Source organism: Massilia sp. NP310, assembly GCF_019443485.1.
Lineage (GTDB): Bacteria > Pseudomonadota > Gammaproteobacteria > Burkholderiales > Burkholderiaceae_D > Telluria > Telluria timonae.
Map to the genome: position 1 here is coordinate 3,163,426 of NZ_CP080379.1, position 22,864 is coordinate 3,186,289.

Below are 22,864 nucleotides of genomic sequence, written 5' to 3' on the forward strand. Positions count from 1 at the left end.
CGACCTCGTTGCGCCCCATGATCAAGCAGCCCCTGAGCATACTCATCATCGAAGACAACGCCGGCCTGGCGGCGAACATCTACGACTACCTGGAAGCCTGCGGACACCATTCCGACGCCGCGCCGGACGGCGAATCGGGCCTGGGGCTGCTGGCCATCAACCGCTACGACGCCATCGTCCTCGACTGGATGATGCCGCGCATGGACGGCATGACCATGCTGGGGCGGCTGCGCCAGGAAATGAAGTCGCGGATACCGGTGATCGTCCTCACCGCGAAGGACCAGCTCGAGCACAAGCTGCACGGCTTCCTGACCGGGGCCGACGACTACGTGGTCAAGCCGGTGGCGCTGGCCGAGCTGGAAATCCGCCTGCGCGTGCTGGTGCAGCGCACGCGCGGCGCCGTGGCCGAATCGCAGGTGCTCGAAGTGGCCGACCTGCGCTTCGATCTCGGCACGCTCGAGGTGAGCCGCGCAGGCAAGGTGGTGGCGATGACGCCGGTGCGGCGCCAGCTGCTCGAACTGCTGATGCGCCGCTCGCCCGCGCTGGTGCGGCGCGAGGAACTCGAAACCCTGATCTGGAAGGACGACGTGCCCGACACCGACGTCCTGCGCTCGCACATGCACATGCTGCGCAAGGCGGTCGACGGCGAATCTCCGCGCAAGCTGCTCAAGACGATCGCGGGCAGCGGCTACCGGCTGGGGCTATCGGATGAATAGGCGCATCCGCGGCATGTCGAGCCTGCAGCGCAAGATCAGCGCCATCTTCGTCCTGTTCTTCCTGACCATGGCCCTGGGCCTGACCGTCCAGGGCAACCTGAGCCAGCACCTGATCGTGCATCCCTTGTGGGAGGAACTGCTGGAATCGAGCACCGCCCGGATGCGCGCGGGCGGCAAGCCGGCGCCCGGCGAGGAACAGCCGCCGACGGGCCTGGTCCGCGGCTGGCGCCTGGGCGCCGGGCCGATTCCGGCCGACATGCCGCCCTATTTCGCCGCGCTGCGGCCCGGCTACTACGACGAAGAGCGGATGGACAGCTACGAGTCGGATCTCAGCCATGCGGTGCTGGTGACGCCGGTCGGCGACGGCGAACGCATCGTGATGGCGGTCGACATCACCGACCTGGAAAACTACCAGAACAATATGGCCCTGGTCAGCGTGCTGATCGCGGTGCTGAGCGCCGCGATGATCGCCGGTTCGATCGCCTGGGTCTACCGCAGCCTGCGGCGGCCGATCGGCGTGCTGGCCCAGCGGATGGAAGAACTCGATCCCGAGCAGCCGTCGCAGCGCCTGGCGACCGACTTCGCCCTGAGCGAACTGCACGACATCGCCGTCATCGTGAACGGCCACCTGGAACGGGTCGAGCGCTTCATCGAGCGCGAACGCAGCCTGCTCGACCAGGCCAGCCACGAATTCCGCACGCCGATCGCCGTCATCGCCGGCGCCGTGGACGTGCTCAAGCTGCATGACCTGCCGCCGGCCGCCGGCGCCCCGCTGGCGCGCATCGAATCGACCGCCGAGAACCTCACCGAGATCATGGCGGCGCTGCTGTTCCTGTCGCGCGAGGACGGCAAGGCGCCGCTGGAGACCACGCGGCTCGATGCGCTGCTGCTGGCGCTGATCGACGACCACCGGCATCTACTGGACGGCAAGGACGCGCACTTCGTCGTCGAAGCCCTGGAACCCCTGACGGTGAACAGCCCGGAAGCGATCGCGCGCATCGTGGTGGGCAACCTGCTGCGCAACGCGGCCGAGAACAGCTACCAGGGCGCCATCCGCATCAACCTGGTCGAGGGGCGCCTGAGTATCCAGGACAGCGGCGCAGGTTTCGACACGGTGGCCGCCGCGCGGCGCTACACGCAAGCGCTGCGCACCTCGGCCAAGCAGGGTGGCGGCCAGGGCCTGGGGCTGTTCCTGACGCGCCGGGTGTGCGAGCGCTTCGGCTGGACCTTGGCGATCTCGTCCGACCCCGCGCACGGCACGCTGGCGGAGATGACGTTTATTTAATCGTCTTCCCTGATCTCGTCCGCCTGTTCCTGGATCTTCTCGCCGGCGCGTTCCACCGACTTGCCGACTTCCTCGGTCGCGCGGTCCAAGCCGCGGCTGGCTTCCTCGGTCGCGTCCCTGACCTTGTCGCGCGCCTCGTCGACCGCGTCGTCGACCCTGGCCAATTCGTCCTGCACCGAATCGGTGACCTTGGCGCTGGCATCGTCCAGCGCCTTGCCGATGCGTTCCGCCGGCCCGGCGCCGTCCTCGTCGCGGCTGCAGCCGGCCAGCGCCATGAGCATCACCGGCACCAGCAGCGCCCTTGTCATGCTTGCCTTCATTCCCTGCTCCTTGCGGTTTTCTCGACGCCTTGCATGATACACCGGGCCATCCGGCGTGGATGTGCTTACAGCTTCATCCGCCGCGCTTCGGATCGGCCAGCGGATGGCTGCGCCGGCGCCGCTCTTCGCGCGTGCAGGCGGCGGCTGCGGCATTGAGCGCATCCTGCACCTTGCGCAGCTGCGCTTGGCTCGCGCGCGTCTTGCGCAGCGCGATCAGTTCGTCCTGCGCCTCCTTCGGCTTGCATTCCTTCGCCAATGCGATCGCCGATGTCATGCGGCGCTCGATGCGCGCCGCCGTCGGCTTGGTCAGCATCCAGGCCAGCCATAGCAGGCCGAGCGCGATCAGCCACCAGCGCAGGCGGATCGGCTTGCGCGCTGGAGCGGCCGGACGGGGCGCCGCACTCGGGCGGATGGGCGGCGCTGCCGGTGGTGGGGGCGATCTGGGCGGTGCCGGCGGCACTGGCGGTGCTGGCGGTGCTGGCGGTGCTGGCGGCGCTGGCGGCGCTGGTCGCGGAGCCGCCGCAACCGGGGCTGGCGGGGGAGCGGCGGCCGGCTCCGGCCGTTTCGCCAGGCTGGGCGCCGGCGGCGCGATCGGCGCGGCGGCCGCCTGCTGCGCCGTGCCGCACCAGGGACAGAATGCGACCCGGCGCGGAAAGGCGCGTCCGCAGCCGACGTTCACGCAGCGAAAGGTGGACAGTGCTTGCTCCATGCCTGTTCCTAGTCCGGATCCGGCACGCCGTCGTCGGGATCGGGTATCCCGTCATCGGGCGTGCGGCCTAGCGCAGTTGCCAACTCGGGCAGCTCACCCACCGTGCTCCACTTGCCGATCTTCGGATGCCAGCGCATGTCCCAGGCGCGGGTGGCGTGGTCGATCTCGCCGCGCGCGGCCTGCTGCGCGACCTCGTCGACCGTGAACGGCCCGCGCTGGGCGCCGCCGATGAACAGCTTGAAGCGTGGCGTCGCGGTCGGCAGCGGTGGCGGCGCGACCGGACGCGGCGCCAGCGCCTGCGCCGCCGCTTCCTCGTCCGCCAGCAGCGCGGGCAGGATCACGCGCTTGTCGACCGCGCGCTCGACTTCCCAGCCGTAGGCGTCCTGGCTCGAGCCGGGAACGGCCTCGGTCCAGCGCTCGACCTGGCCCAGCAAGGCCTCGATGCGCGCCGGCCCCAGGGCCGGGTCCAGCGCCTGCGCGCGCCGGATCCAGCTGTCGTACAGGCGGCGCGCGGTGATGTTCGGCAGCGAGGGCGATGGCAGCTGGGCGCCAGTCTCGTCGACTTCGAGGCGCGGTTCGTATACGCGCAGCTGGTAATAGCGCATCAGCGCCGCCAGCAGCATCAGCCGCTGCGGGCCGAGATGCGCCAGGCGCGCCTGGACGGCCGCGATGATCCCCTCGCGATAATAAGGCGGCAGGCCGTTGGAGCGGATCGCGAACTCGTTGCCGACCTGGAGCCATTCGCCGGACCCCGCTTCGACCTCGAACAGGTACTGGCCACGCGGCTGGAAAGCGGCCTCGCGGTCGCCCAGCTCCGCTTTGCGCCGGATGACGCCGAGCGCGATCGCCTGCAAATACCACTCGTAATCGTCGGCCAGCCGTCCCAGCTCGTCCATCGACGGCGAGATCGGATGGCGAAAACGCGTGGCGTCGAAATGCAGGTGGGTCGGGATCTTCGGGTTCTCGATCTGGTACGAGGCGCGCCAGGTCGGCAGGCCGCGCAGCACCGTCATCGGATAGCCGGACAGCTCGATATAGCACACCGCCCTGCCGCTCACTCCGGTGTTGACGATCGACACCAGCTCGCCATGGAAGTAACCGGTCGGCACGGCGGCGCGGATCTCGGCCTCCATGCGCCGCCACGACACGGGATCGCCCACGCCGATGAAGCACTTGAACTGGTCGGCGTTCGGCGTGAACTCGGCCGAGAAGCGCGCATTCACCCACGGCATCGCGCTGCGGATCCACTCGGCGAAAATGCGCTGGCGCTCCTGCGGCGACAGGGTCGATAAACGTTCGAGCAGCGGATCGGCGCTCTCCTGCTGATCCAGCCCCTGGCTGGACAGCTGCAACTGCGCACGGCGGAACAGCTTGAGCAGCAGCTCGGCGCGCAGGCGTTCGTCGCCCAGCTGCGGAAACAGGCGCGCCGAACCGCCGAATTCGAGCAGCACTTCCTCGCTCCAGATGCTGGTGTCGCCGGTAAGTCTCACCGGCGCCGGCGTCGTCTCGACGCCGAGCTTGATCGTGGTCGCATGTTCCTGGCGCGCGTCGGCGCGCAGTTGCATGATGCGCTGGTCCACCGCCCCGAGCATCGCCTGCACGGCGCGCCGGCCTTCCTGGAATTCGCCGGCGATGCCGCTCCACTGCGCATGGCCGTGTTCATCGGTGGATTGCGGATCGCCCAGCCAGCCGGATAGCGAGCGCATCACTTCGATCGCCTGGCCGGCCGCCACCGCGAGCAGGTGGAAGCGCAGGTAATCGGCCAGGTCGCGCTTGAGGTGGCCCATCACTTCGCGCGCCTGCGGCTCCTTGCCGAACAGGCGAACGGCGGCCTGGCCCAGGTTGTTCAGCGATTCCTCGACCTGGCGCGTGCGCAGCGCGTCGCGGATGTCGCGGTAGCGGCGGCCATTGCGCTCGGCATGCGCCAGGTCGCGCTGCGCCAGGCGCGCCTTGACCTGCTCCAGCAACGACAGCACGAATTCCAGCCCGCCCTGGCGGCGGTCGTCGAGCAGGGCGTACAGGCGCTCGCGCACCCTGCCCTTCACGCGGTTCGTCAGTTCGCCGGTATGGCGCTTGATGCGGTCTTCGCTGGTCTCGGCGGTGGCGCCGGCCTCGCGGATCGCGTCGCGTTCGAGCTGCGGCAGCAGTTCTGACACTTTTTCGCGCCACAGCTTGACGTCGTAGGACGCCATGATGCGGTCCATCTCGAGCTGGACCCGGCTTTCCACGCGCTCGAGCAGCGAGCGGCCGTCGCGGTCCTGCAGCAGCGCGGTCGTCAGCGCGTACTCGGTGAACGGCGTGACGTCCACCGAACCCTTGCGCAGGTCGGGGAACTCGTCGAACGGCCGCTCGGCCATTTCCATCTGCTCGCGCATGAAGGCGTCGCGCTCGGCGTCGCCGGCGCGCCGCGCCGCATTGTTCCCCGCATTGTTCCCCGCATTGTTCCCACTTACGCCATCGCTGCCGGCCAGGCCGAAGAAGGCCTTCACCATCAGCGCCGCCAGTTCATAGGCGCGGATGTCTTCGTGCAGGCTTTGCTGGGTGTCGAGCACCGACTGGCCGAAGCTGGAATACGCCTTCGAGTACGACAGCCGCATGTCGCCGAAGCGCGCCTCGGGCACGCGCGGGTTGTACGGACCCAGCTTGTGCTGCTGCTGGTTGACCGCCACCGAGCGCTTGCGGTTGGCGAAGTCCGCCGAGGCGAAGTCTTCGAACAGCGTGTCGGCCACCATCTGGTAGACGTCCTTGACGTCGAGCGTGGCCTTATTGGCCAGGTTGGCGGTGTCGACGAAATACACGTCGTCGTAGGGCGCGCCGCGGCCGGCGATGCTATCCGGGTCCAGCCACGTGATATTGGCGTTCATGTCGCGCATCGCCGTCTCGAGTTCCATCAGGGTGGCGTAGGCATTCGCTTCGGTGCGCTCCTTGTTGGCCTTGGCGAAACCGGACGGCATCAGCAGCACCAGGTCGACCTGGCTGTCGGACACTTCCTGGCGCGCGATCGCCTTCGACAGCCAGCCCAGGTCGAGCACGCTGCCGGCGCCAGTGCCGCCGGCGGCGGAGGCGACGACCACGATCCTGAATTTCGAGGTGTCGACCTGCAGCCCGAGGCGCTGGTAATTCTCCTTGCGCTCGATGCCGGCATTGCTGCTCAGGTAGTTCAGCGCGCCCTTGATGCGGCCGCGCAGCTTCGGATACTTGTCGAACAGGTAGAGCCGCGCCAGCGCGCGGATCTGGCCCGCGCCCTTCGACGGATCGATGCCGAGCGAGCGCAGCTTCTTGGGCCGCAGCGGCATCCAGCTCTCGATCAGCGGAAAGCGCGCCAGGCTGTCGTCGGACTCGTGGTATTGCGGCAGGTCGAGCGGCTCGACCAGGCGTTCCTCGTCGGAGAGGCGCACCAGTTCGTACCAGGGATCGGTGCGCTGCGACTTGCCCTCGTCGATCACGGCATTGCTGTCCAGGTCGAAGTGCAGGAAGCGCGCCACCGGGAAGTCGGCGATCGATTCGACCCGGGTCGGATGGCGCCGGTTCCAGACCGCCGCCAGGATGCGGCGCCGGATACGCATCATGACTTCCATGCCGGTGCCGCCGGCGCCGATGAACAGGGTCGGCCGCAGGTCGACCTTCAGTTCGGCCGGGCGGCTGTTGATGCTCGACGGGTTCGGGAATTCTGCCATGGTGTGGAAACTCCCTTTGTTAACGACGGCCGATGAACAGTGACGCGACCAGCGCCACCAGGCCCACCGCCACCAGCGGGCCGGTGACGGCGAAGGTCAGGAAGCGGCTGGCGTTGATGATGGCCAGCACCGCCGCCGCCGACAGGAAGCCGAGGCCGACGAACAGCAGCCAGCCGGCGTTGCCGGCCGAGGAAGGCGCCACCCGTTTGCGCACCAGATGGTGGACATAGGCGCCGCGCACGAAGAAGTAGACGCTGAGCAGGATCAGGAACACGATGCCGCCGATCGCCAGGTCGCGGTCGGAAGTATCGGCGACCGGCAGAGTGTGCGGGTCGACCGGCATCACCTCGACCGGACGGGTGGCGGTATCTGGCAGGGTCTGAGGCATGGTCTGCTGAACTGCGTCCTGCGGCGAAGCCGATTCCTCCGGCAGCTTGAAGCCGGGATCGGCGGGCGATGGAGCATCTGTCGGTGGCTGGGCTGCCTGCATGGTCTTTTTCCTTCCTTGTTATGGGCGGCCGAGCCGCACGTGCGCGCCTTCGCGCACATCGAGCAGCCGATGGCCGAACAGCGTTGTCTTCAGTTGCGCGACCTGCTCGCCATGGCGGTCATGAACAGGCTGGGTGGTGCCGGGGCGGCCGCGCAAGGTGCGCGCTTCTTCATCCACCAGCACCTGGGCCGTGCGCGGCCTGGTCCAGGCCCAGGCGCCGGCGGCGAGCAGCGCCAGCAGCGCCAACAGGCCACCCACGAGCGCCAGCAGCGGTCCCATGCCATAGTGGACGCGCACCTCCACCGGCAGCACCGCCGTCGACGCCTGCACCCGCGCCGGCGGGATGAAGATATCCGGCAGCGGGTCGCCCGGGAACAGCGCCGCCATGCGCTGGCGGAAGGCCTGCGACAGCGCCAGCTTCTGGTCGGCCAGGTGCAATTCGATCCGGCCCGGCAGCACGTAGGCCGAGCCCGCGGACTTGAGCGCGGCCAGCGACCATTTGTCGGGCATCTGCGCCACCGGCAGCGGCATTCTCGAACCCAGCGGCGCCGGCTGTCCGGGCGCCAGCGCGCGCACGCGCTGGGTATCGAGCACGATCGGATGGCTCTCGCCGGCAAGCAGGGAGCGCGCGCTCAGGGTGGCGGATCCGATCGTGTACGGATACATCGTGTTTTCCAGGTTCCACTCGATGCGCGCCTGCGGCGTGCGCGCATCGGAAGCGACGTCGGCGCGCAGCACGCCGCCCGCATCCGCGGCGAACGTGACGCCGGGCGCATTGACCACGCGGCGCGGCGCGAGCCGCACCGTGTCGCGGTCGAGCGGCTTGAGGCGCGCCGGCGGCTCGGTGATCACCCGGGCGATGCGTCCGGAGGCCAGCAGCGCATCGAGCGCCGCCGCGCCTTGCGGCCCGACCGCGAAGGCGTACACCATCAGTCCGTTTGCGCTGTAGTGCTTGCCCTGGACCGGCATGCGCAGCGGGAAGGCCAATGCCTTCGTGATCGCGTCGCCGCCGTGGATCAGCGCATAGAATTCGCGGTTGCGCGCGGCCGTGGCCTGGTCGTTGTCGGGGCTGTTGCGGTTGTTCGTCACCAGCCAGACGATGCCGGGCCGGCCCTGGAGCACCTGCCCGGTCGCGGCGCGCACCGCTTCGCCCAGGTCGGTGTCGGCCAGCGCAGCGCCGCCGGGCTTGCGCGCCGTGTCCAGGCTGGCGATGGCCTGCGCCACGCGCGCGCGGACCGGTTCCTCGCCTGCCTTGAACGACAGCAGCGCGCGCGGCGACGGCGCCCCCTCGCGGGCCTGATTGAAGCTCGCCAGCACCAGCGCATCTCCCGGCTGGACCACGCTGCCCGCCAGCGCCGCCACCAGCGGCTTGAAGGGCGACCTGGGATCGCTGTAGAACGGCTCCATCCAGCCGGAGTTTTGCACCAGGAAGACGTGCGGCACGGAAGGCGACGCAGCTGCGGCGCACAGCGGCGCGCCGGCCAGCAGGGCCGCCGCCAGTGGACGTGCGATCATCTTCATCATCGTCGTGATCACAACGGCTCGTCCAGGCGCCAGCCGCGCATCTGGTTCCAGTCGGGATGGTGCAGCCACAGGCAGCCGCCCGCCACCACCGGCACGCACTCGAGCGGACGGGCCAGGCGCGCGATCTCGTCCAGGATCACGTTGCGGCGCCCGATCCACTCCACCGTGGTGCGTGGAATGACGCGCGCAGGCGTGCTCACGTCTGCTCCGGTCCCCAACGCTTCTTCGGCGCGGAAGTTCGCCTTGTGAAAGCGCAGCACCAGGCCGCTCGGCTGGCTGCGGTTGTTGTTGAAGCTGCGCAGCAGCGGCAGCACCAGCGTGTCGTCGTGGTGCGGGTCTTCGACGTGCTCGTTCGACCACGGCTCGTCCAGCACCGGATGCCCGCGCCGGAACAGGAAGTTGGCGAAGCCCAGGCGCGCGCCGTCGATCGCCATGCGCGCCGGCAGGTGATCGGGGCCGGCGCCGAGTTCGAGGTAGGAATAACCCTGCCCATCGTGCCCGATCTGCCACAGGCGGCCGTCGCGGCTCTGGGTCGGCCCGCCAAAGTCCAGGCGCGGTTGCCAGTGCAGCGGCCATGGAGAAAATTGCGGCGCCTCGCCCGGGCGCCAGGTGAGCTGGCCCTGGGCGTGGAGCCAGAACAGGCGGCCGTCGTAGCCGAGCGGACGGCTCCAGCCGCCCGCCGGCGCATCGGGACATGCATACTCCTGCGCTTCATCGATGTCGAGGCGCATACTCCACAGGCGCACGCCATCGATGCCGCCCGCGAGGCAGGCCAGGTGGCGTCGCATGAGGCCGGGCGCGGCCACGATGGGCGCGGCCAGCATGCTCTCGGTGCGGTAGGTTTCGCTGACCGGGTCGATCCAGAGCCGCTGCAGGCCGTCCAGGCCGGGGACCACGCCGGCCTCGCCGCGGCGCGGGTCCAGCGCCGGGATCCAGGCGTGGCTGGAGGCGGTGAACACCAGGCTGGCGGCGCCCGCTTCGGGCGTGAGCACATGCCAGCTTCCGCCCAGCGGATCCCAGTACTGCAGCACCCCACGGGTGTGGGCCAGCGCCAGCAGGCGCTCGCCGGGAAAGCCGAAGCCTGCGGCGGCGAACACCGAACAGGCGTTGGGCGGCGCCGGCATGGTCAGGTCAAAGCGACCGGGCGTCGGTGCGGCCGGCCGTTCTTCGAGGCTGTCGCCAAGCGGCAGTGACGTGACCGGCAAGCCGTGCGGCACGTGGCGCGGCAGCACGTCGTCGCCGCCCGGGCCCCACCATCCGCGCACACGCGCCGGCGCGCCACCCAGGCGCAACAGCGGACGCCCGCAGCGCGGACAATAGGCGAATCCTTCGGGATAGATCGGAGAACAGCGACAATCGAGGGGCAGCGAGGCGCCGAGCACGTGGGCGACGTCGGGCAGGCGCCGGCGCGCGCGGCCCTGCCAGTCGACCGGGCCCAGGCCCGCGCTGGCGAGCAGGGCGAACTCGCCGCTTGCCTCGTCTTCCTGCCAGATGCTGGCAGGCGTTTCCCATCTGTACGCCATTGCTACCTTTCGCTCTGCCAAATAATTTGTTGAAACGGATTGGGCTCTCAGTCTTTGCTATTGCTCAAATGATAGCTCCGCGAACTGTCGCGCGGCGCGCCGTTCACGAGGTAGCGTCGCGCGATCCCGGACGCATCAATAATCGAACTCATCGCGTGCCCAGGCGGGGAACTTTCGGCATACCTACGTATAATGGCCGCCTGCCATTCCACCTTTTGTTGCCCTCCCGATTCCGCCATGACCGCCGCAGATCCCCACGCCGACCTCCCTTCGCACGCCATCGATGCCGCCACTAAACATCTGCATGACGTGCTGACGATCGCGCTCGAACACGGTCCGGGGGAGCGCGCGCTGGTGGTGTACGACACCCGCACCGGACTTTCTCGCGCCCTGCTCGAAGGCTACCGGCGCAACCTGCCGCAGGCGACCTTCATCGACTTCGACGGCGTGACGCCGGAAGCGGTGCTGGCGGCGTTTCGCACGATGGCGACGGGTGAGCTGGTGGTGCTGCTGCAATCGTCGAACTTCCGTCTCGACGGCTTTCGCATGCGGGTCGAGCTGTTCAAGCTCGACCTGAAGGTGATCGAGCACGTGCACCTGTCGCGCATGCCGGGCATCCAGGGCGAGCACTACATCGACGCCCTGGCCTATGATCCGGCGTACTTCCGCGGCACCGGCCGCGCGCTCAAGGAACGCATCGACCGCGCGCCGCACGGCCGCGTGGTCGGCGGCGGCGAGACGCTCACCTTCGCCTCGCCGTTCGAGCCGGCCAAATTGAACATCGGCGACTACAGCGACATGAAGAACGTCGGCGGCCAGTTCCCGATCGGCGAGGTGTTCACCGAAGCGCTCGACCTGGAAGCGGTGCACGGCCGGGTGCAGATCCACGTGTTCGGCGACACCAGCTACCGCTCGAACCGCCCGGACGTGCCGGTGACCCTGGTGATCGAGGCCGGCCGCGTGGTCGCCACCGAGAACGCGACGCCGGAATTCCAGCAGGTGCTGGACAATATTCGCGCGGACGAAGGCGAAGTCTGGGTGCGCGAGCTGGGCTTCGGCCTGAACCGCGCCTTCACGCGCGAGCTGCGGGTGGACGACATCGGCACCTACGAGCGCATGTGCGGCATCCACCTGTCGCTCGGTGCCAAGCATGGCGTGTATCCGAAGCCCGGCTTCAAGCGCAAGGATGCGCGCTACCACATCGACGTGTTCGCGGTGACCGATGCGGTCTGGCTGGGCGAGGAAAGGGTGTACCAGGACGGGTGCTGGCTGGCCTGAAGCAACGCTTCCAGGCCGCGACCTGCATGCTATGATGGGATTTTCATTCCGTCTTTTGCACCATGCCGGATTCGCTTTCCAGCCATGTGAGGGAAATCCAGTCCATCGCTGCCGTGCCGCGCATGCTGGAAACCGTCGCTGCCCTCACCGGCCTGCGCTTTGTCTGCATCGCCCACGTCACCGCGACCAGCTGGACCACTTGCGCTGTGTACGACCAGCTGGGATTCGGCCTCGTCCCCGGCGCCCAGCTTGACGTCACCACCACGCTGTGCGAAGAAGTGCGCGAGACCAGGGCGACCATCGTCATCGACTGCGTCCGCGACAGCGACTGCTACCGTGACCACCGCACCCCGCGCATCTACGGCTTCCAGAGCTATTTTTCGATTCCGATCTTTCGTCCTGACGGGTTCTATTTCGGCACCTTGTGCGGCCTCGATCCAGAACCGAGGAAGCTGAGCGAAGGCGCCATCGTGCCGGCCCTGACGCTGTTTGCCGAACTCATTTCGCACCAGCTCGAGACCGAACGCTCATTGAACGCGACCCGCTCGGCCCTGCTGTCCGAGCGCGAAACGGCGGAGCTGCGCGAACAGTTCATCGCGGTGCTGGGCCACGACCTACGCACACCGCTGGGTGCGATTCTGGGCGGCGCCGAACTGTTGGCGCGCCGCCACGACGATCCGGTCACCAGGAAGGTGGTGGAACGGATGCGAAGCAGTGCACTGCGCATGACCGGGCTGGTCGACAACGTTGTCGATTTCACGCGCGGGCGCATGGGGTCCGGGCTGGCCCTCGATCTATCCCGGCACAACGACGTAGACCTGGTGCTCGATCAGGTGGTCGACGAACTGCGCGGCGTATATCCCGATCGCGCGATCACCAGCAGCATCGCGCGCGGCATCGACTTGCGCTGCGATCCGCAGCGGCTGGCGCAGCTGCTGTCCAATCTGCTCAAGAATGCGCTGGTGCATGGCGACCCAGCACATCCAATTGCGGTCGAAGCAGGCATTGACGACGCCGGCTTCATTCTCGTGGTAAATAACAGGGGGCCGCAACTCGGTCCGGACATCATCGCCCAGCTCTTCAAGCCTTACTGGCGCGCTATTTCGCGCCCCGGTGACGAAGGCCTGGGACTGGGCCTGTACATCGTCGACCAGATCGCCCGCGCCCACGGCGGCGCCATTGCGGTGCAGTCCGACCACGAATGCACCACCTTCACCTTCAGCATGCCGGCCGCATAAAATCCGTCCGTCGCTTGTTCGCCCCGTCCGGCATCTTCATACTGTTGACCATTTGTCCACATCATATGGAGAGCCCATGTTTGTCAAGCAGCCTGCCGCACCGCGTCTGCGTTCCCTCCTGATTGCCAGCCTGGCGACGTTCGCCACCCCCTTCGCCCATGCCGATGACGCCGCCATCGCCCGCATCGAAGCCGGCCTGCGTCCGGCCGTCGCACTGGCGAACGCAGCGGTCAAGACCGAAAGCCTGCAGGACGCGATGACGCGCCTGAAGGTGCCGGGCGTGAGCGTGGCCGTGATCAAGGACGCCAAGGTCGCCTGGGCCCGCGGCTATGGCGTGGCCTGGATCGGCGGGCCGGCGGTCACGCCGCAGACCCTGTTCCAGGCCGCCTCGGTGAGCAAGCCGGTGGCCGCCATGGCCGCCCTGCGCATGGTCGAACAGGGCAAGCTCGATCTCGACGCCGGCATCGACACCGCCCTCACCTCATGGCGCCTGCCGGAGGGCAAAGGCAAACCCAGTGTGCGCCAGCTGCTATCGCATACGGGCGGCATGAGCGTGTCGGGATTCCCCGGCTACGCCGCGGGCAAGCCGGCGCCGACGCTGGTGCAGGTGCTGGATGGCGCCTGGGCCGCCAATACCAAGGCGATCAGGGTGGATGCGGCGCCCGGATCGGCATTTCGTTATTCGGGTGGCGGTTATACGGTGCTTCAGCAGGCCATGATCGATCGCAGCGGCAAGCCCTTCGACGTGCTGCTGCGGGAATCGGTCCTGGCGCCGCTGGGCATGAGCGACAGCAGCTTCTCGCAGCCGCTGCCGGCGACCTTGCAGGCACAGGCCGCCCGCGCCCACGACAAAGACGGCAAACCCTACCAGGGCGGCGTCCACACCTACCCTGAGCTGGCGGCAGCGGGACTCTGGACCACGCCGCAAGACCTGGCCAGATTCGCGATCGCGATCCAGAACGGCGCGGCAGGCGGCGACAACGGCGTGATCTCCCCAAGCATGACGCGCACCATGCTCACCCCGGTCATGAACGACTACGCATTGGGCCTGCATATCCAGGACAAGGGCAAGGGCTTCGGCCATAACGGCAGCAATATGGGCTTCAAGGCCTTGATGGTCGCATCGACCGAAGGTGGCGATGGCGCGGTGATCCTGACCAACGGCGACAATGGCGGACCACTGGCGGACAGCCTGGTGCGCGCCATCGCCCACGAGTACAAGTGGTCCTTCAACCAGACCCGCCTGCGCCCGGCGGTCGAACTGGCGCCAGGGCAGAAGAAGGCCCTGGTCGGCAAATACCAGATCGAAGGGCTGGGCGGCTTCGAGATCGCCGAGCGCGAAGGCCGGCTGATGATCGCCAACCGCGACGCGCCATGGGAGCCGCTGTATGCCGAATCCGACAAGGTGCTGTTCATCCTGTCGCGTCCGATCGAGCTGCATCGCCTTGACGCCGACAGCGGCGTGTCGGTGCTGGGAGCCTCCTCCCGCCCGTACAAGCGCGTCGGCGGCCGGTAGGAATACTTATATTTCAGGATTTTTACAAATCCCTTGAGCAGTTGATTAATATCAGGATTAGAATTCTTTTCTAATATCAACTACAGATCCAGGGGAATCATGTTTCGTTTGCCTATCGGCGTGGCAGCGCTATGCCTTGCCACGTCGGCGTTCGCAGCCGCGCCCTTCGACGACAAGTTCCGCCAGCTCGACGAACTCCTGCCAACGCCTGGCGCGATCCGCACCGCTTCCGGCGCCCCGGGCCACGCCTACTGGCAGCAGCGCGCCGACTACACGATCCGCGCCACGCTCGACGAGAACAAGCGCGCGCTCACCGGCGCCGGCACGGTGACCTACCATAACAATTCCCCGGATACCCTCAAGTATCTGTGGCTGCAGCTGGACCAGAACATCTACAAGCCGGGTTCGGACGCGCGCCAGAGCGCCACCCTCCCCTCGCGCAACGCCTGGACCGGCGCCACGCCGCAGACGGGCCTGAAGTTCGACGGCCTGCGTTCGCTGCTCGAGCAGCAAACCTTCCCCGGCGGCTTCGACATCCTGGCGGTGAAGGACGCCAACGGCCGCGCGCTGCCGCACACCATCAACAAGACGATGATGCGGATCGACCTGCCGCAGCCGCTCAAGCCCGGCGCGCGCGTGACCTTCAGCGTCGACTGGCGCTACAACATCAACGAGCAGAAGGTGCTGGGCGGGCGTGCCGGCTACGAGAAGTTCGACGACAACAACGACCTGTTCGAGATCGCCCAGTGGTTCCCGCGCATGGCCGCCTACTACGACGTCTACGGCTGGCAGCACAAGCAGTTCCTGGGTTCGGGCGAGTTCACGCTCGAATTCGGCGACTACGACGTGCGCATCACCGTGCCGGCGGACCACGTGGTCGCGTCGACCGGCGAGCTGCAGAACCCGGGCGACGTGCTGACCGCCGCCCAGCGCGAGCGCCTCAAGCAGGCGCGCACGGCAAAAAAGCCGGTCATCATCGTGACCCAGGCCGAGGCCGAAGCGGCCGAGAAGGCGCGCAGCGCAGTGAGCAACGGCGCCACCAAGACCTGGCACTTCAAGGCGAAGAACGTGCGCGATTTCGCCTTCGCCTCGAGCCGCAAGTTCATCTGGGACGCGCAGGGCGTGAAGAGCGGCGACGTCGACGTGCTGGCGATGTCGTACTACCCGAAAGAGGGTAATCCGCTGTGGGAGAAATACTCGACCCAGGCGATCATCCACACCATCGAGCAGTACAACAAGTACTCCTTCGACTACCCGTATCCGACCGCGATCTCGGTTAACGGCCCGGTGGGTGGCATGGAATACCCGATGATCTCGTTCAACGGCCCGCGCCCGAGCAAGGACAAGAAGACCGGCGAGATTACGTACTCTCAGCGCACCAAGTACGGCCTGATCGGCGTGATCATCCACGAGGTGGGCCATAACTACTTCCCGATGATCGTCAACTCGGACGAGCGCCAGTGGACCTGGATGGACGAGGGCCTGAACACCTTCGTGCAATACCTGGCGCAGCAGGCCTGGGAAGAGAACTGGCCGGACAGCCGCGGCGAGCCGCGCCGCATCACCGACTACATGAAGAGCCGTAACCAGGTGCCGATCATGACCAACTCGGAGTCGCTGCTGCAGTTCGGGAACAACGCCTATGCCAAGCCCGCCGCCGCGCTGAACGTGCTGCGCGAGACGGTGCTCGGCCGCGAACTGTTCGACTTCGCCTTCAAGGAATACGCCCAGCGCTGGAAATTCAAGCGCCCCACCCCGGCCGACTTCTTCCGCACCATGGAAGACGCGTCCGGCACCGACCTCGACTGGTTCTGGCGCGGCTGGTTCTACACCACCGACGCGGTCGACGTGAGCGTGGACGGCATCACCGAATACACGGTCTCGAGCCAGGATCCGGAGGTCGAGAAGGCCCTGCAGCGTGCGCGCCGCGCGGAGGAACCGGTCTCGGTCACGAGGCAGCGCAACGAGGGGATGGCGCGCCGCGTCGATGCGCATCCGGAGCTGAAGGACTTCTACAACGAGAACGACGACTTCACCGTCACCAACAAGGACCGCAACCGCTACCAGGAAAAGATGGCCGGCCTGGAGGACTGGGAAAAGGCGCTGCTCAAGGAAGGCAAGCACCTGTACCTGGTGGACTTCACGAACGTGGGCGGACTGGTGACGCCGCTGGTGGTCGAGATCGAACTCAAGAGCGGCAAGAAGATCATCGAGCGCATTCCGGCCGAGGTGTGGCGTTATTCGCCGGCGAAGATCACCAAGCTGTTCGTGACGGACGAACCGATGGTGGGGCTGACCCAGGATCCGTACTGGGAGACGGCCGACGTCGATGTCAGCAACAACAGCTGGCCACGCAAGGCGACGCCGTCGCGGCTGGAGTTGTTCAAGACCGAGCGCGATCCGAACAATCTGATGCGCGACTTTAATACCAAGCTCAAGGAAAAGGACAAGGCGGAAGCGCCGTCGGCCGAGTGATCGGCGGCTCCCTCTCCTGTTGAACGCGTCGGCGGCGTAGCCGCCGACCCTACGCCGGCCCAGCTGCCGGTGTTTTACTTTCTGCTGTCACCCACATGAATCTCAAGCACCTGCACGCGGCGCTCGCCGCCCTCGTCCTTTCCACCTCCGCGACTGCCGCCGGCCCCGTCTTCGACGACAAGTTCCGCCAGCTGGATGAGTTGCTGCCGACGCCCGGCGAGACCCGCAACGCGTCGGGCGCGCCGGGTCACAAGTACTGGCAGCAGCGCGCCGACTACCGGCTGCGGGTGACGCTCGACGAGAACAAGCGTTCATTGAGCGGCTCGGGCACCGTCACTTACCATAACAATTCGCCGGATACCCTGTCCTACCTGTGGGTGCAGCTGGACCAGAACATGTTCCGCAACGATTCGGACAACCGCAATATTTCCACCTTGCCGTCGCGCGACGCCTGGCAGCCGCGCGGCAACGATGGCGTCAAGTTCGACGCCCTGCGCTTCACGCTCGAGGCGCGCAAGTTCGACGGCGGCATCCATATCGCCAGCGTGACCGGCAGCGACGGCAAACCGCTACGCCACACGATCAACAAGACCATGATGCGGATCGACCTGCCGCAGCCGCTCAAGCCCGGCGCGCGCACTTCGTTCGACGTGGCCTGGAGCTTCAACATCCCCGAGATGAACGTGCTGGGCCGCCGCATGGGCTTCGAGCGCTTTGACGACGGCAACGACATCTTTGAAATCGCCCAGTGGTTCCCGCGCATGGCCGCCTACTACGATGCGGCCGGCTGGCAGAACGCGCAATACCTGGGCGACGGCGAATTCACCCTCGAATTCGGCGACTACGACGTCCAGATCACGGCCCCCGCCGACCACGTGGTGGCGTCCACCGGGGAGCTGCAGAACCCCGGAGACGTATTGAGCGCCGCCCAGCGCGAACGCCTGAAGCAGGCGCGCACGGCGAACAAGCCGGTCATGATCATCACGCAGCTTGAAGCTCAAGCGAATGAAAAAGGCCGCGCCACCGGCACCCGGACCTGGCGCTTCAAGGCGCAGAACGTGCGCGACTTCGCCTTCGCCACCAGCCGCAAATTCATTTGGGACGCGCAGGGCATCAAGAGCGGCAAGCAGGACGTCATGGCGATGTCCTACTATCCGGCCGAGGCCAATCCGCTGTGGGAAAAATATTCCACCCCGGCCGTGATCCACACCATCGAGCAGTACAACAAGTATTCGTTCGACTACCCGTATCCGGTCGCGATCTCGGTCAACGGCCCGGTCGGCGGCATGGAATACCCGATGCTGTCGTTCAATGGGCGCCGCCCGGTGAAGGATGCGAAGACCGGCGAGATGACCTATTCGAAGGCTGCCAAGTATGGCCTGATCAGCGTGATCATCCACGAGGTGGGCCACAACTATTTCCCGATGATCGTCAACTCGGACGAGCGCCAGTGGACCTGGATGGACGAGGGCATGAACAGCTTCCTGCAGTTCCTGGCCGAGCAGGCCTGGGAAGAAAACTACCCGTCGCGCCGCGGCGAGGCGCGCGACATCGTCTCGTACATGCGCAGCACCAACCAGGCGCCGATCATGACCAATGCTGAATCGACGCTCCAGCGCGGCAACAACGCCTACGCCAAGCCGGCCACGGCGTTCAATATCCTGCGCGAGACCATCCTCGGCCGCGAACTGTTCGACTTCGCCTTCAGGGAATACGCCGAGCGCTGGAAGTTCAAGCGCCCCACGCCGGCCGACTTCTTCCGCACCATGGAAGACGCGTCCGGCACGGACCTCGACTGGTTCTGGCGCGGCTGGTTCTACACCACCGACGCGGTCGACATCAGCGTCGAAGGCATCACCGAGTACACCGTCAGCAGCCAGGATCCTGAGGTCGAGAAGGCATTGCGCCGCGAGCGCGCCAACGGCGAACCGGTGTCGGTCATGGACCAGCGCAACAAGGGGATGGCGCGCCGCATCGACGCCCATCCCGAGCTGAAGGACTTCTACAACGAGCACGACGAGTTCACGGTCACCAACAAGGACCGCAACAAATACCAGGAAACCATGGCCGGCCTGGAGGACTGGGAAAAGGCGCTCCTCAAGGAAGGCAAGCACCTGACCCTGGTCGACTTCGCCAACAAGGGCGGACTGGTGATGCCGCTGATCGTCGAGATCGAACTCAAGAGCGGCAAGAAGATCGTCGAGCGCATTCCGGCCGAAGTATGGCGCTATTCGCCGAAGCAAATCACCAAGCTGTTCGTCACCGACGAACCGATCGTGGGCCTGACCCAGGATCCGTTCTGGGAAACCGCCGACATCGACACCAGCAACAACAGCTGGCCGCGCAAGACCGCGCCGTCGCGCCTGGAGCTGTTCAAGACCGAGCGTGACCCGAACAACCTGATGCGCGACATGAAGACGCCATTGAAGGCCGCGCAATGAGGCTGCAGGGCTTCAAGGCGCTGTGCATCGCCCTGCTGCTGTGCGTCAGCACAGCGGCGAGCGCGCACCGCTTCCACTTCGGCATGACCGACATCTCGTACAACGAGCGCACCAGGAGCACCGAGATCGTTCACACCTATACGGCGCACGACATCGACGCCCTGCTGCTGAACCTGTACCAGCGCCAGTTCGACCTCTCCGACCCGGAAGACCAGGACGTGCTGCGCCAGTACGTCGAGCGCCAGTTCTGGCTCGCCGGCCCGGATGGCAAGCGCCTGCCGGCCAAATGGGTCGGCATGACGGTCGACGCCAACAGCGTCGTCATCTACCAGGAAATCGACGACACGCCGCTGACCCGTGCGGCCACGATCCGCCAGGGCGTGCTGATCGACTTCCTGCCCGAGCAGGTCAACACCGTCAACCTGGGCGCGGGCGGCGCAGTCCGTTCCCTCACCTTCACCCGCCAGGCGCTCGAGCAGCCGGCGCAGTAAAAAACACCTTCCCGAACGCCATGATTCTTCGTCCTATCGCCTGCGCGCTGGCCGCGCTGTCCGCCACGTCCGCCGTCCATGCCGACGACTTCCAGCTCCAGCGCGTGCTGGTCGAAGGCGCCCGCGCCTCCCAGCTCGGGATCGCCGATTCGGCCGGCGCCGGCAGTGCCGGCGCGAAGGACCTGGCCGGCCGCATCGCCTATCGCCCGGGCGAGCTGCTCGAGGTCACGCCCGGACTGATCGCCAGCCAGCACAGCGGCGAAGGCAAGGCCAACCAGTTCTACCTGCGCGGCTTCAACCTCGACCACGGCACCGATCTCGCCACCTGGGTCGACGGCATGCCGGTCAACCAGCGCAGCCACGCCCACGGCCAGGGCTGGACCGACCTGAACTTCCTGATCCCCGAGCTGGTCGGCCGCCTCGACTACCGCAAGGGTCCGTATTCGGCGCGCGAAGGAGACTTCTCGTCGGCCGGCGTGGCCTCGCTCACCTATGCCAACCGGCTGGCGAAGGACGTCGCCTCGGCCACCGTCGGCCAGGACGGCTACCGGCGCGCCATGATCGCCGGATCGCCCGAGGTGGCGGGCGGCAGCCTGCTGTACGCGCTGGAGGCGATGCACAATGACGGTCCGTGGACGCGGCCGGACGACTACCGCAAGTTCAATGCCGTACTGCGGTTCAGCCAGGGCTACGCCAACAATGGCTGGAGCGTGACGGCAATGGGCTATCGCGGCGACTGGGATTCCACCGACCAGATCCCACTGCGCGCGGTGCGGGATGGCCGCCTGGCGCGCTACGACCTGGTCGACGACAGCGATGGCGGCGAGGCGCGGCGCTTCAGCCTGTCCGGCGTCTGGCGCCGGACCGACGCCGATTCGGCGTCGAAAGTCAGCGCCTACGCAATCCGCAACCAGCTCACGCTGTTCTCGAACTTCACCTATTTCCTGAACGACCCGGTGAACGGCGACCAGTTCGCCCAGCCGGACCGCCGCGTCACCACCGGCATCGACGCCACCCACACCTGGCACATGCACCGGACCGAGGAACTGTCGTCCGACCTGACGGTGGGCGCGCAGCTCCAGAACGACAATATCTTCAACGGCCTGTACGACACGCGCCGGCGCCAGCGCATCGCGACCACGCGCGAAGACCACATCGTCGAGACCAGCGGCGCCATCTTCATCGAGAGCGCGACCCGCTGGAGCGATGCGCTGCGCACGGTGGCGGGTGTCCGGGCCAGCAACTACCGCTTCCGCGTGGACGGCGACCGGCTTGAAAATGCCGGCAAGGCGCACGACACACTGGTCACGCCGACCCTGAACATCGTCTATGGGCCATGGGCCGCGACCGAGCTGTATGCCAACTACGGCCATGGCTTCCACAGCAACGACGCGCGCGGCACGGTGGCGACCGTCGATCCGAAGACGCTCGATGCGGTGGACCCGACGCCCGGCCTGGTGCGTTCGCGCGGCATCGAATTCGGCGTGCGCACCGAGGCGATTCCGAAGATGCAGACGTCGCTGGCCGTGTACCGCCTCGACTTCGATTCCGAGCTGACCTATATCGGCGACGCCGGCAATACCGAAGCAGGCGATCCGAGCCGCCGCTACGGCATCGAGTTCTCGAACTATTACCGCCCGCTCAAGTGGCTGTCGATCGACCTCGACGCGGCCTGGGCGCGCGCCCGCTCGCGAGGCGAAAACCTCGAAGGAAATCGCATTCCCGGCGCCATCGAAGGCGTCGCCCAGCTGGGCGTGACGGTCGACCCGAGCGGCCCGTGGTCGGGTTCCCTGCGCCTGCGCTGGTTCGGCCCGCGTCCGCTGATCGAGGACGACAGCGTGCGCTCGCGTTCGAGCCTGACGCTCAATGGCCGCATCGGCTACCGGCTGGCGAACGACCTGCGCCTGGAGCTGGAAGGCTTCAATCTCACCAACCGGCGCGCCTCGGCCATCGACTACTTCTACGAGTCGCAGCTGCAGGGCGAGGCCGCGCCGGTGGCCGACGTGCACTTCCACCCGATCGAGCCGCGCTCGCTGCGCCTGACCCTGGTCAAACAGTGGTGACGACGCCTGCCGGCTGTCTGATCCAGCGCATCGATCGTTCGGCGGGGGCGGTCACCCGTAAAGACGAAAAGTGCTACGCTAGCGGGATGACTACATTGCAAACGCAACTCCCTTATCTCGCGCCGTCACAGCTGACGGACGCCCTGCGCAGCACCGGTTACGCCGTCCTGCGTCCTGCCGACGTCGCCGCGCTGGCCGGCTGCGGCATCGGCGAGCTGGACTCGCTCGTGCCGAGCTGGGACCGGCTCGAGCTGGATGAATACCTCAAGGACGGCGGCCGCTACCGGCGCCGGCGCCATTCCTGCTTCATCGACGACGCCGGCCAGTTGACGCAGACGCCGCACCGCGCGCACTGGCAACCGGTCGAGTACAACGCGCTGCACGGCGGCATGCACCGCCTGTTCGCGCCGATGGAAGCGGCCACCGTCGCCAATCCGGCCTGGGACAGGCTGCTGCGCGCGCTGGGCGCGGTCTGTTCAACGGTCGCGGGCCAGCAGCGCTGGTTCGTCGAAGCGCACCAGTTCCGGATCGACACCGCCGACGGCATCGGCCGCCCCACGCCCGAAGGCGCGCATCGCGACGGCGTCAACTTCGTGGCCGTAATCCTCATCAATCGCAAGGACATCAAGGGCGGCGAAACGCGCGTGTTCGACGCCCATGGCCCGGCCGGCCAGCGCTTCACGATGCTCGAGCCCTGGACCCTGCTGCTGCTCGACGACGCCGCCGTGATCCACGAATCGACGCCGATCCAGCCGCTGGGAGAACACGGCTACCGCGACACGCTGGTGCTGACCTGGCGCGCCAACGCCTTCCAAGGCGAAGACGCCTGAATCTCTTCCATAAGCAAAAAAAAACGCCCGCGAACCTGGTGGTTGGCGGGCGGGAATCCAATTTTCGGAGAAAACTGGAGGAGACGGTTCCAATATAGTCTTTTTTATTGTGCAGTGCAATACGGTAGAAGTACTGTAGTTGTTTCAATAGAGGAAGCCCTCTAAACGGGGCCGGCGGCCTGGGCGTTTGCGGCAGTGCGCCATTTCCTTTTCCCCGATACTCCCTCCTTTTCGGCCGCCTTTCGGGCCAACGAACCGCTCCGCCTACGCAGGCGCACCGGCCATGGC

Annotated in this window: 16 protein-coding genes; 10 read left to right on the plus strand and 6 right to left on the minus strand. The window is 66.9% G+C overall.

What is annotated here, in order from left to right:
- Positions 1 to 17 precede the first annotated feature (17 nt).
- Both KY496_RS13925 and KY496_RS13930 read left to right on the plus strand, forming a co-directional pair.
- Positions 18 to 716: a response regulator transcription factor gene (locus tag KY496_RS13925; RefSeq protein WP_005665606.1), complete on the plus strand. Its 699-nt coding sequence runs from the start codon at positions 18 to 20 to the stop codon at positions 714 to 716.
- Positions 709 to 2,001: a HAMP domain-containing sensor histidine kinase gene (locus tag KY496_RS13930; protein ID WP_005665605.1), complete on the plus strand. Its 1,293-nt coding sequence runs from the start codon at positions 709 to 711 to the stop codon at positions 1,999 to 2,001. The genes KY496_RS13925 and KY496_RS13930 overlap by 8 nt, the downstream gene beginning before the upstream one ends.
- Here the strand turns inward: KY496_RS13930 and KY496_RS13935 are convergent.
- The 6 genes from KY496_RS13935 to KY496_RS13960 form a co-directional block, all read right to left on the minus strand.
- Positions 1,998 to 2,321: a hypothetical protein gene (locus KY496_RS13935; RefSeq protein WP_005665604.1), complete on the minus strand. Its 324-nt coding sequence runs from the start codon at positions 2,319 to 2,321 to the stop codon at positions 1,998 to 2,000. The two genes, KY496_RS13930 and KY496_RS13935, sit on opposite strands and share 4 nt — an antisense overlap.
- 73 nt (positions 2,322 to 2,394) lie before the next feature.
- Complete coding sequence (locus KY496_RS13940) at positions 2,395 to 3,030, minus strand: hypothetical protein (RefSeq protein WP_174348341.1); 636 nt, start codon at positions 3,028 to 3,030, stop codon at positions 2,395 to 2,397.
- Positions 3,031 to 3,038: 8 nt separating this feature from the next.
- The gene (locus tag KY496_RS13945) at positions 3,039 to 6,707 is read right to left on the minus strand and encodes a tubulin-like doman-containing protein (RefSeq protein WP_005665600.1); all 3,669 of its coding nucleotides are present in this window, start codon (positions 6,705 to 6,707) and stop codon (positions 3,039 to 3,041) included.
- Between the two features lie 19 nt (positions 6,708 to 6,726).
- A complete protein-coding gene (locus tag KY496_RS13950) occupies positions 6,727 to 7,197 on the minus strand; it encodes a hypothetical protein (RefSeq protein WP_005665598.1) in 471 nt (156 codons plus the stop codon).
- Between the two features lie 18 nt (positions 7,198 to 7,215).
- Complete coding sequence (locus KY496_RS13955; protein WP_229409751.1) at positions 7,216 to 8,712, minus strand: hypothetical protein; 1,497 nt, start codon at positions 8,710 to 8,712, stop codon at positions 7,216 to 7,218.
- A gap of 17 nt (positions 8,713 to 8,729) precedes the next feature.
- Positions 8,730 to 10,244 carry a hypothetical protein gene (locus KY496_RS13960; protein ID WP_005665595.1) on the minus strand — a complete coding sequence of 505 codons (1,515 nt, stop codon included), beginning with the start codon at positions 10,242 to 10,244 and terminating at the stop codon, positions 8,730 to 8,732.
- Positions 10,245 to 10,481: 237 nt separating this feature from the next.
- On the opposite strand from KY496_RS13960, the gene KY496_RS13965 reads away from it, so the two are divergent.
- The 8 genes from KY496_RS13965 (at position 10,482) to KY496_RS14000 (ending at position 22,576) form a co-directional block, all read left to right on the plus strand.
- On the plus strand, positions 10,482 to 11,522 hold the full coding sequence (locus KY496_RS13965) for a hypothetical protein (RefSeq protein ID WP_005665593.1): 1,041 nt from the start codon (positions 10,482 to 10,484) through the stop codon (positions 11,520 to 11,522).
- A 122-nt stretch (positions 11,523 to 11,644) separates the two neighbouring features.
- A complete protein-coding gene (locus KY496_RS13970) occupies positions 11,645 to 12,760 on the plus strand; it encodes a sensor histidine kinase KdpD (protein WP_229409750.1) in 1,116 nt (371 codons plus the stop codon).
- Positions 12,761 to 12,836: 76 nt separating this feature from the next.
- The gene (locus KY496_RS13975) at positions 12,837 to 14,276 is read left to right on the plus strand and encodes a serine hydrolase (protein WP_005665591.1); all 1,440 of its coding nucleotides are present in this window, start codon (positions 12,837 to 12,839) and stop codon (positions 14,274 to 14,276) included.
- A 99-nt stretch (positions 14,277 to 14,375) separates the two neighbouring features.
- Complete coding sequence (locus tag KY496_RS13980) at positions 14,376 to 16,751, plus strand: M1 family metallopeptidase (protein ID WP_219861134.1); 2,376 nt, start codon at positions 14,376 to 14,378, stop codon at positions 16,749 to 16,751.
- 95 nt (positions 16,752 to 16,846) lie between these two features.
- Entirely contained in the window at positions 16,847 to 19,192 is a 2,346-nt protein-coding gene (locus tag KY496_RS13985; protein ID WP_219861136.1) for a M1 family metallopeptidase, read from the plus strand.
- A complete protein-coding gene (locus tag KY496_RS13990; RefSeq protein ID WP_219861138.1) occupies positions 19,189 to 19,683 on the plus strand; it encodes a DUF6702 family protein in 495 nt (164 codons plus the stop codon). Before KY496_RS13985 ends, KY496_RS13990 begins: the two co-directional genes overlap by 4 nt.
- A 20-nt stretch (positions 19,684 to 19,703) precedes the next feature.
- Positions 19,704 to 21,746 carry a TonB-dependent receptor gene (locus tag KY496_RS13995; protein ID WP_219861140.1) on the plus strand — a complete coding sequence of 681 codons (2,043 nt, stop codon included), beginning with the start codon at positions 19,704 to 19,706 and terminating at the stop codon, positions 21,744 to 21,746.
- Between the two features lie 86 nt (positions 21,747 to 21,832).
- On the plus strand, positions 21,833 to 22,576 hold the full coding sequence (locus KY496_RS14000) for a 2OG-Fe dioxygenase family protein (RefSeq protein WP_071363767.1): 744 nt from the start codon (positions 21,833 to 21,835) through the stop codon (positions 22,574 to 22,576).
- Positions 22,577 to 22,864 lie beyond the last annotated feature (288 nt).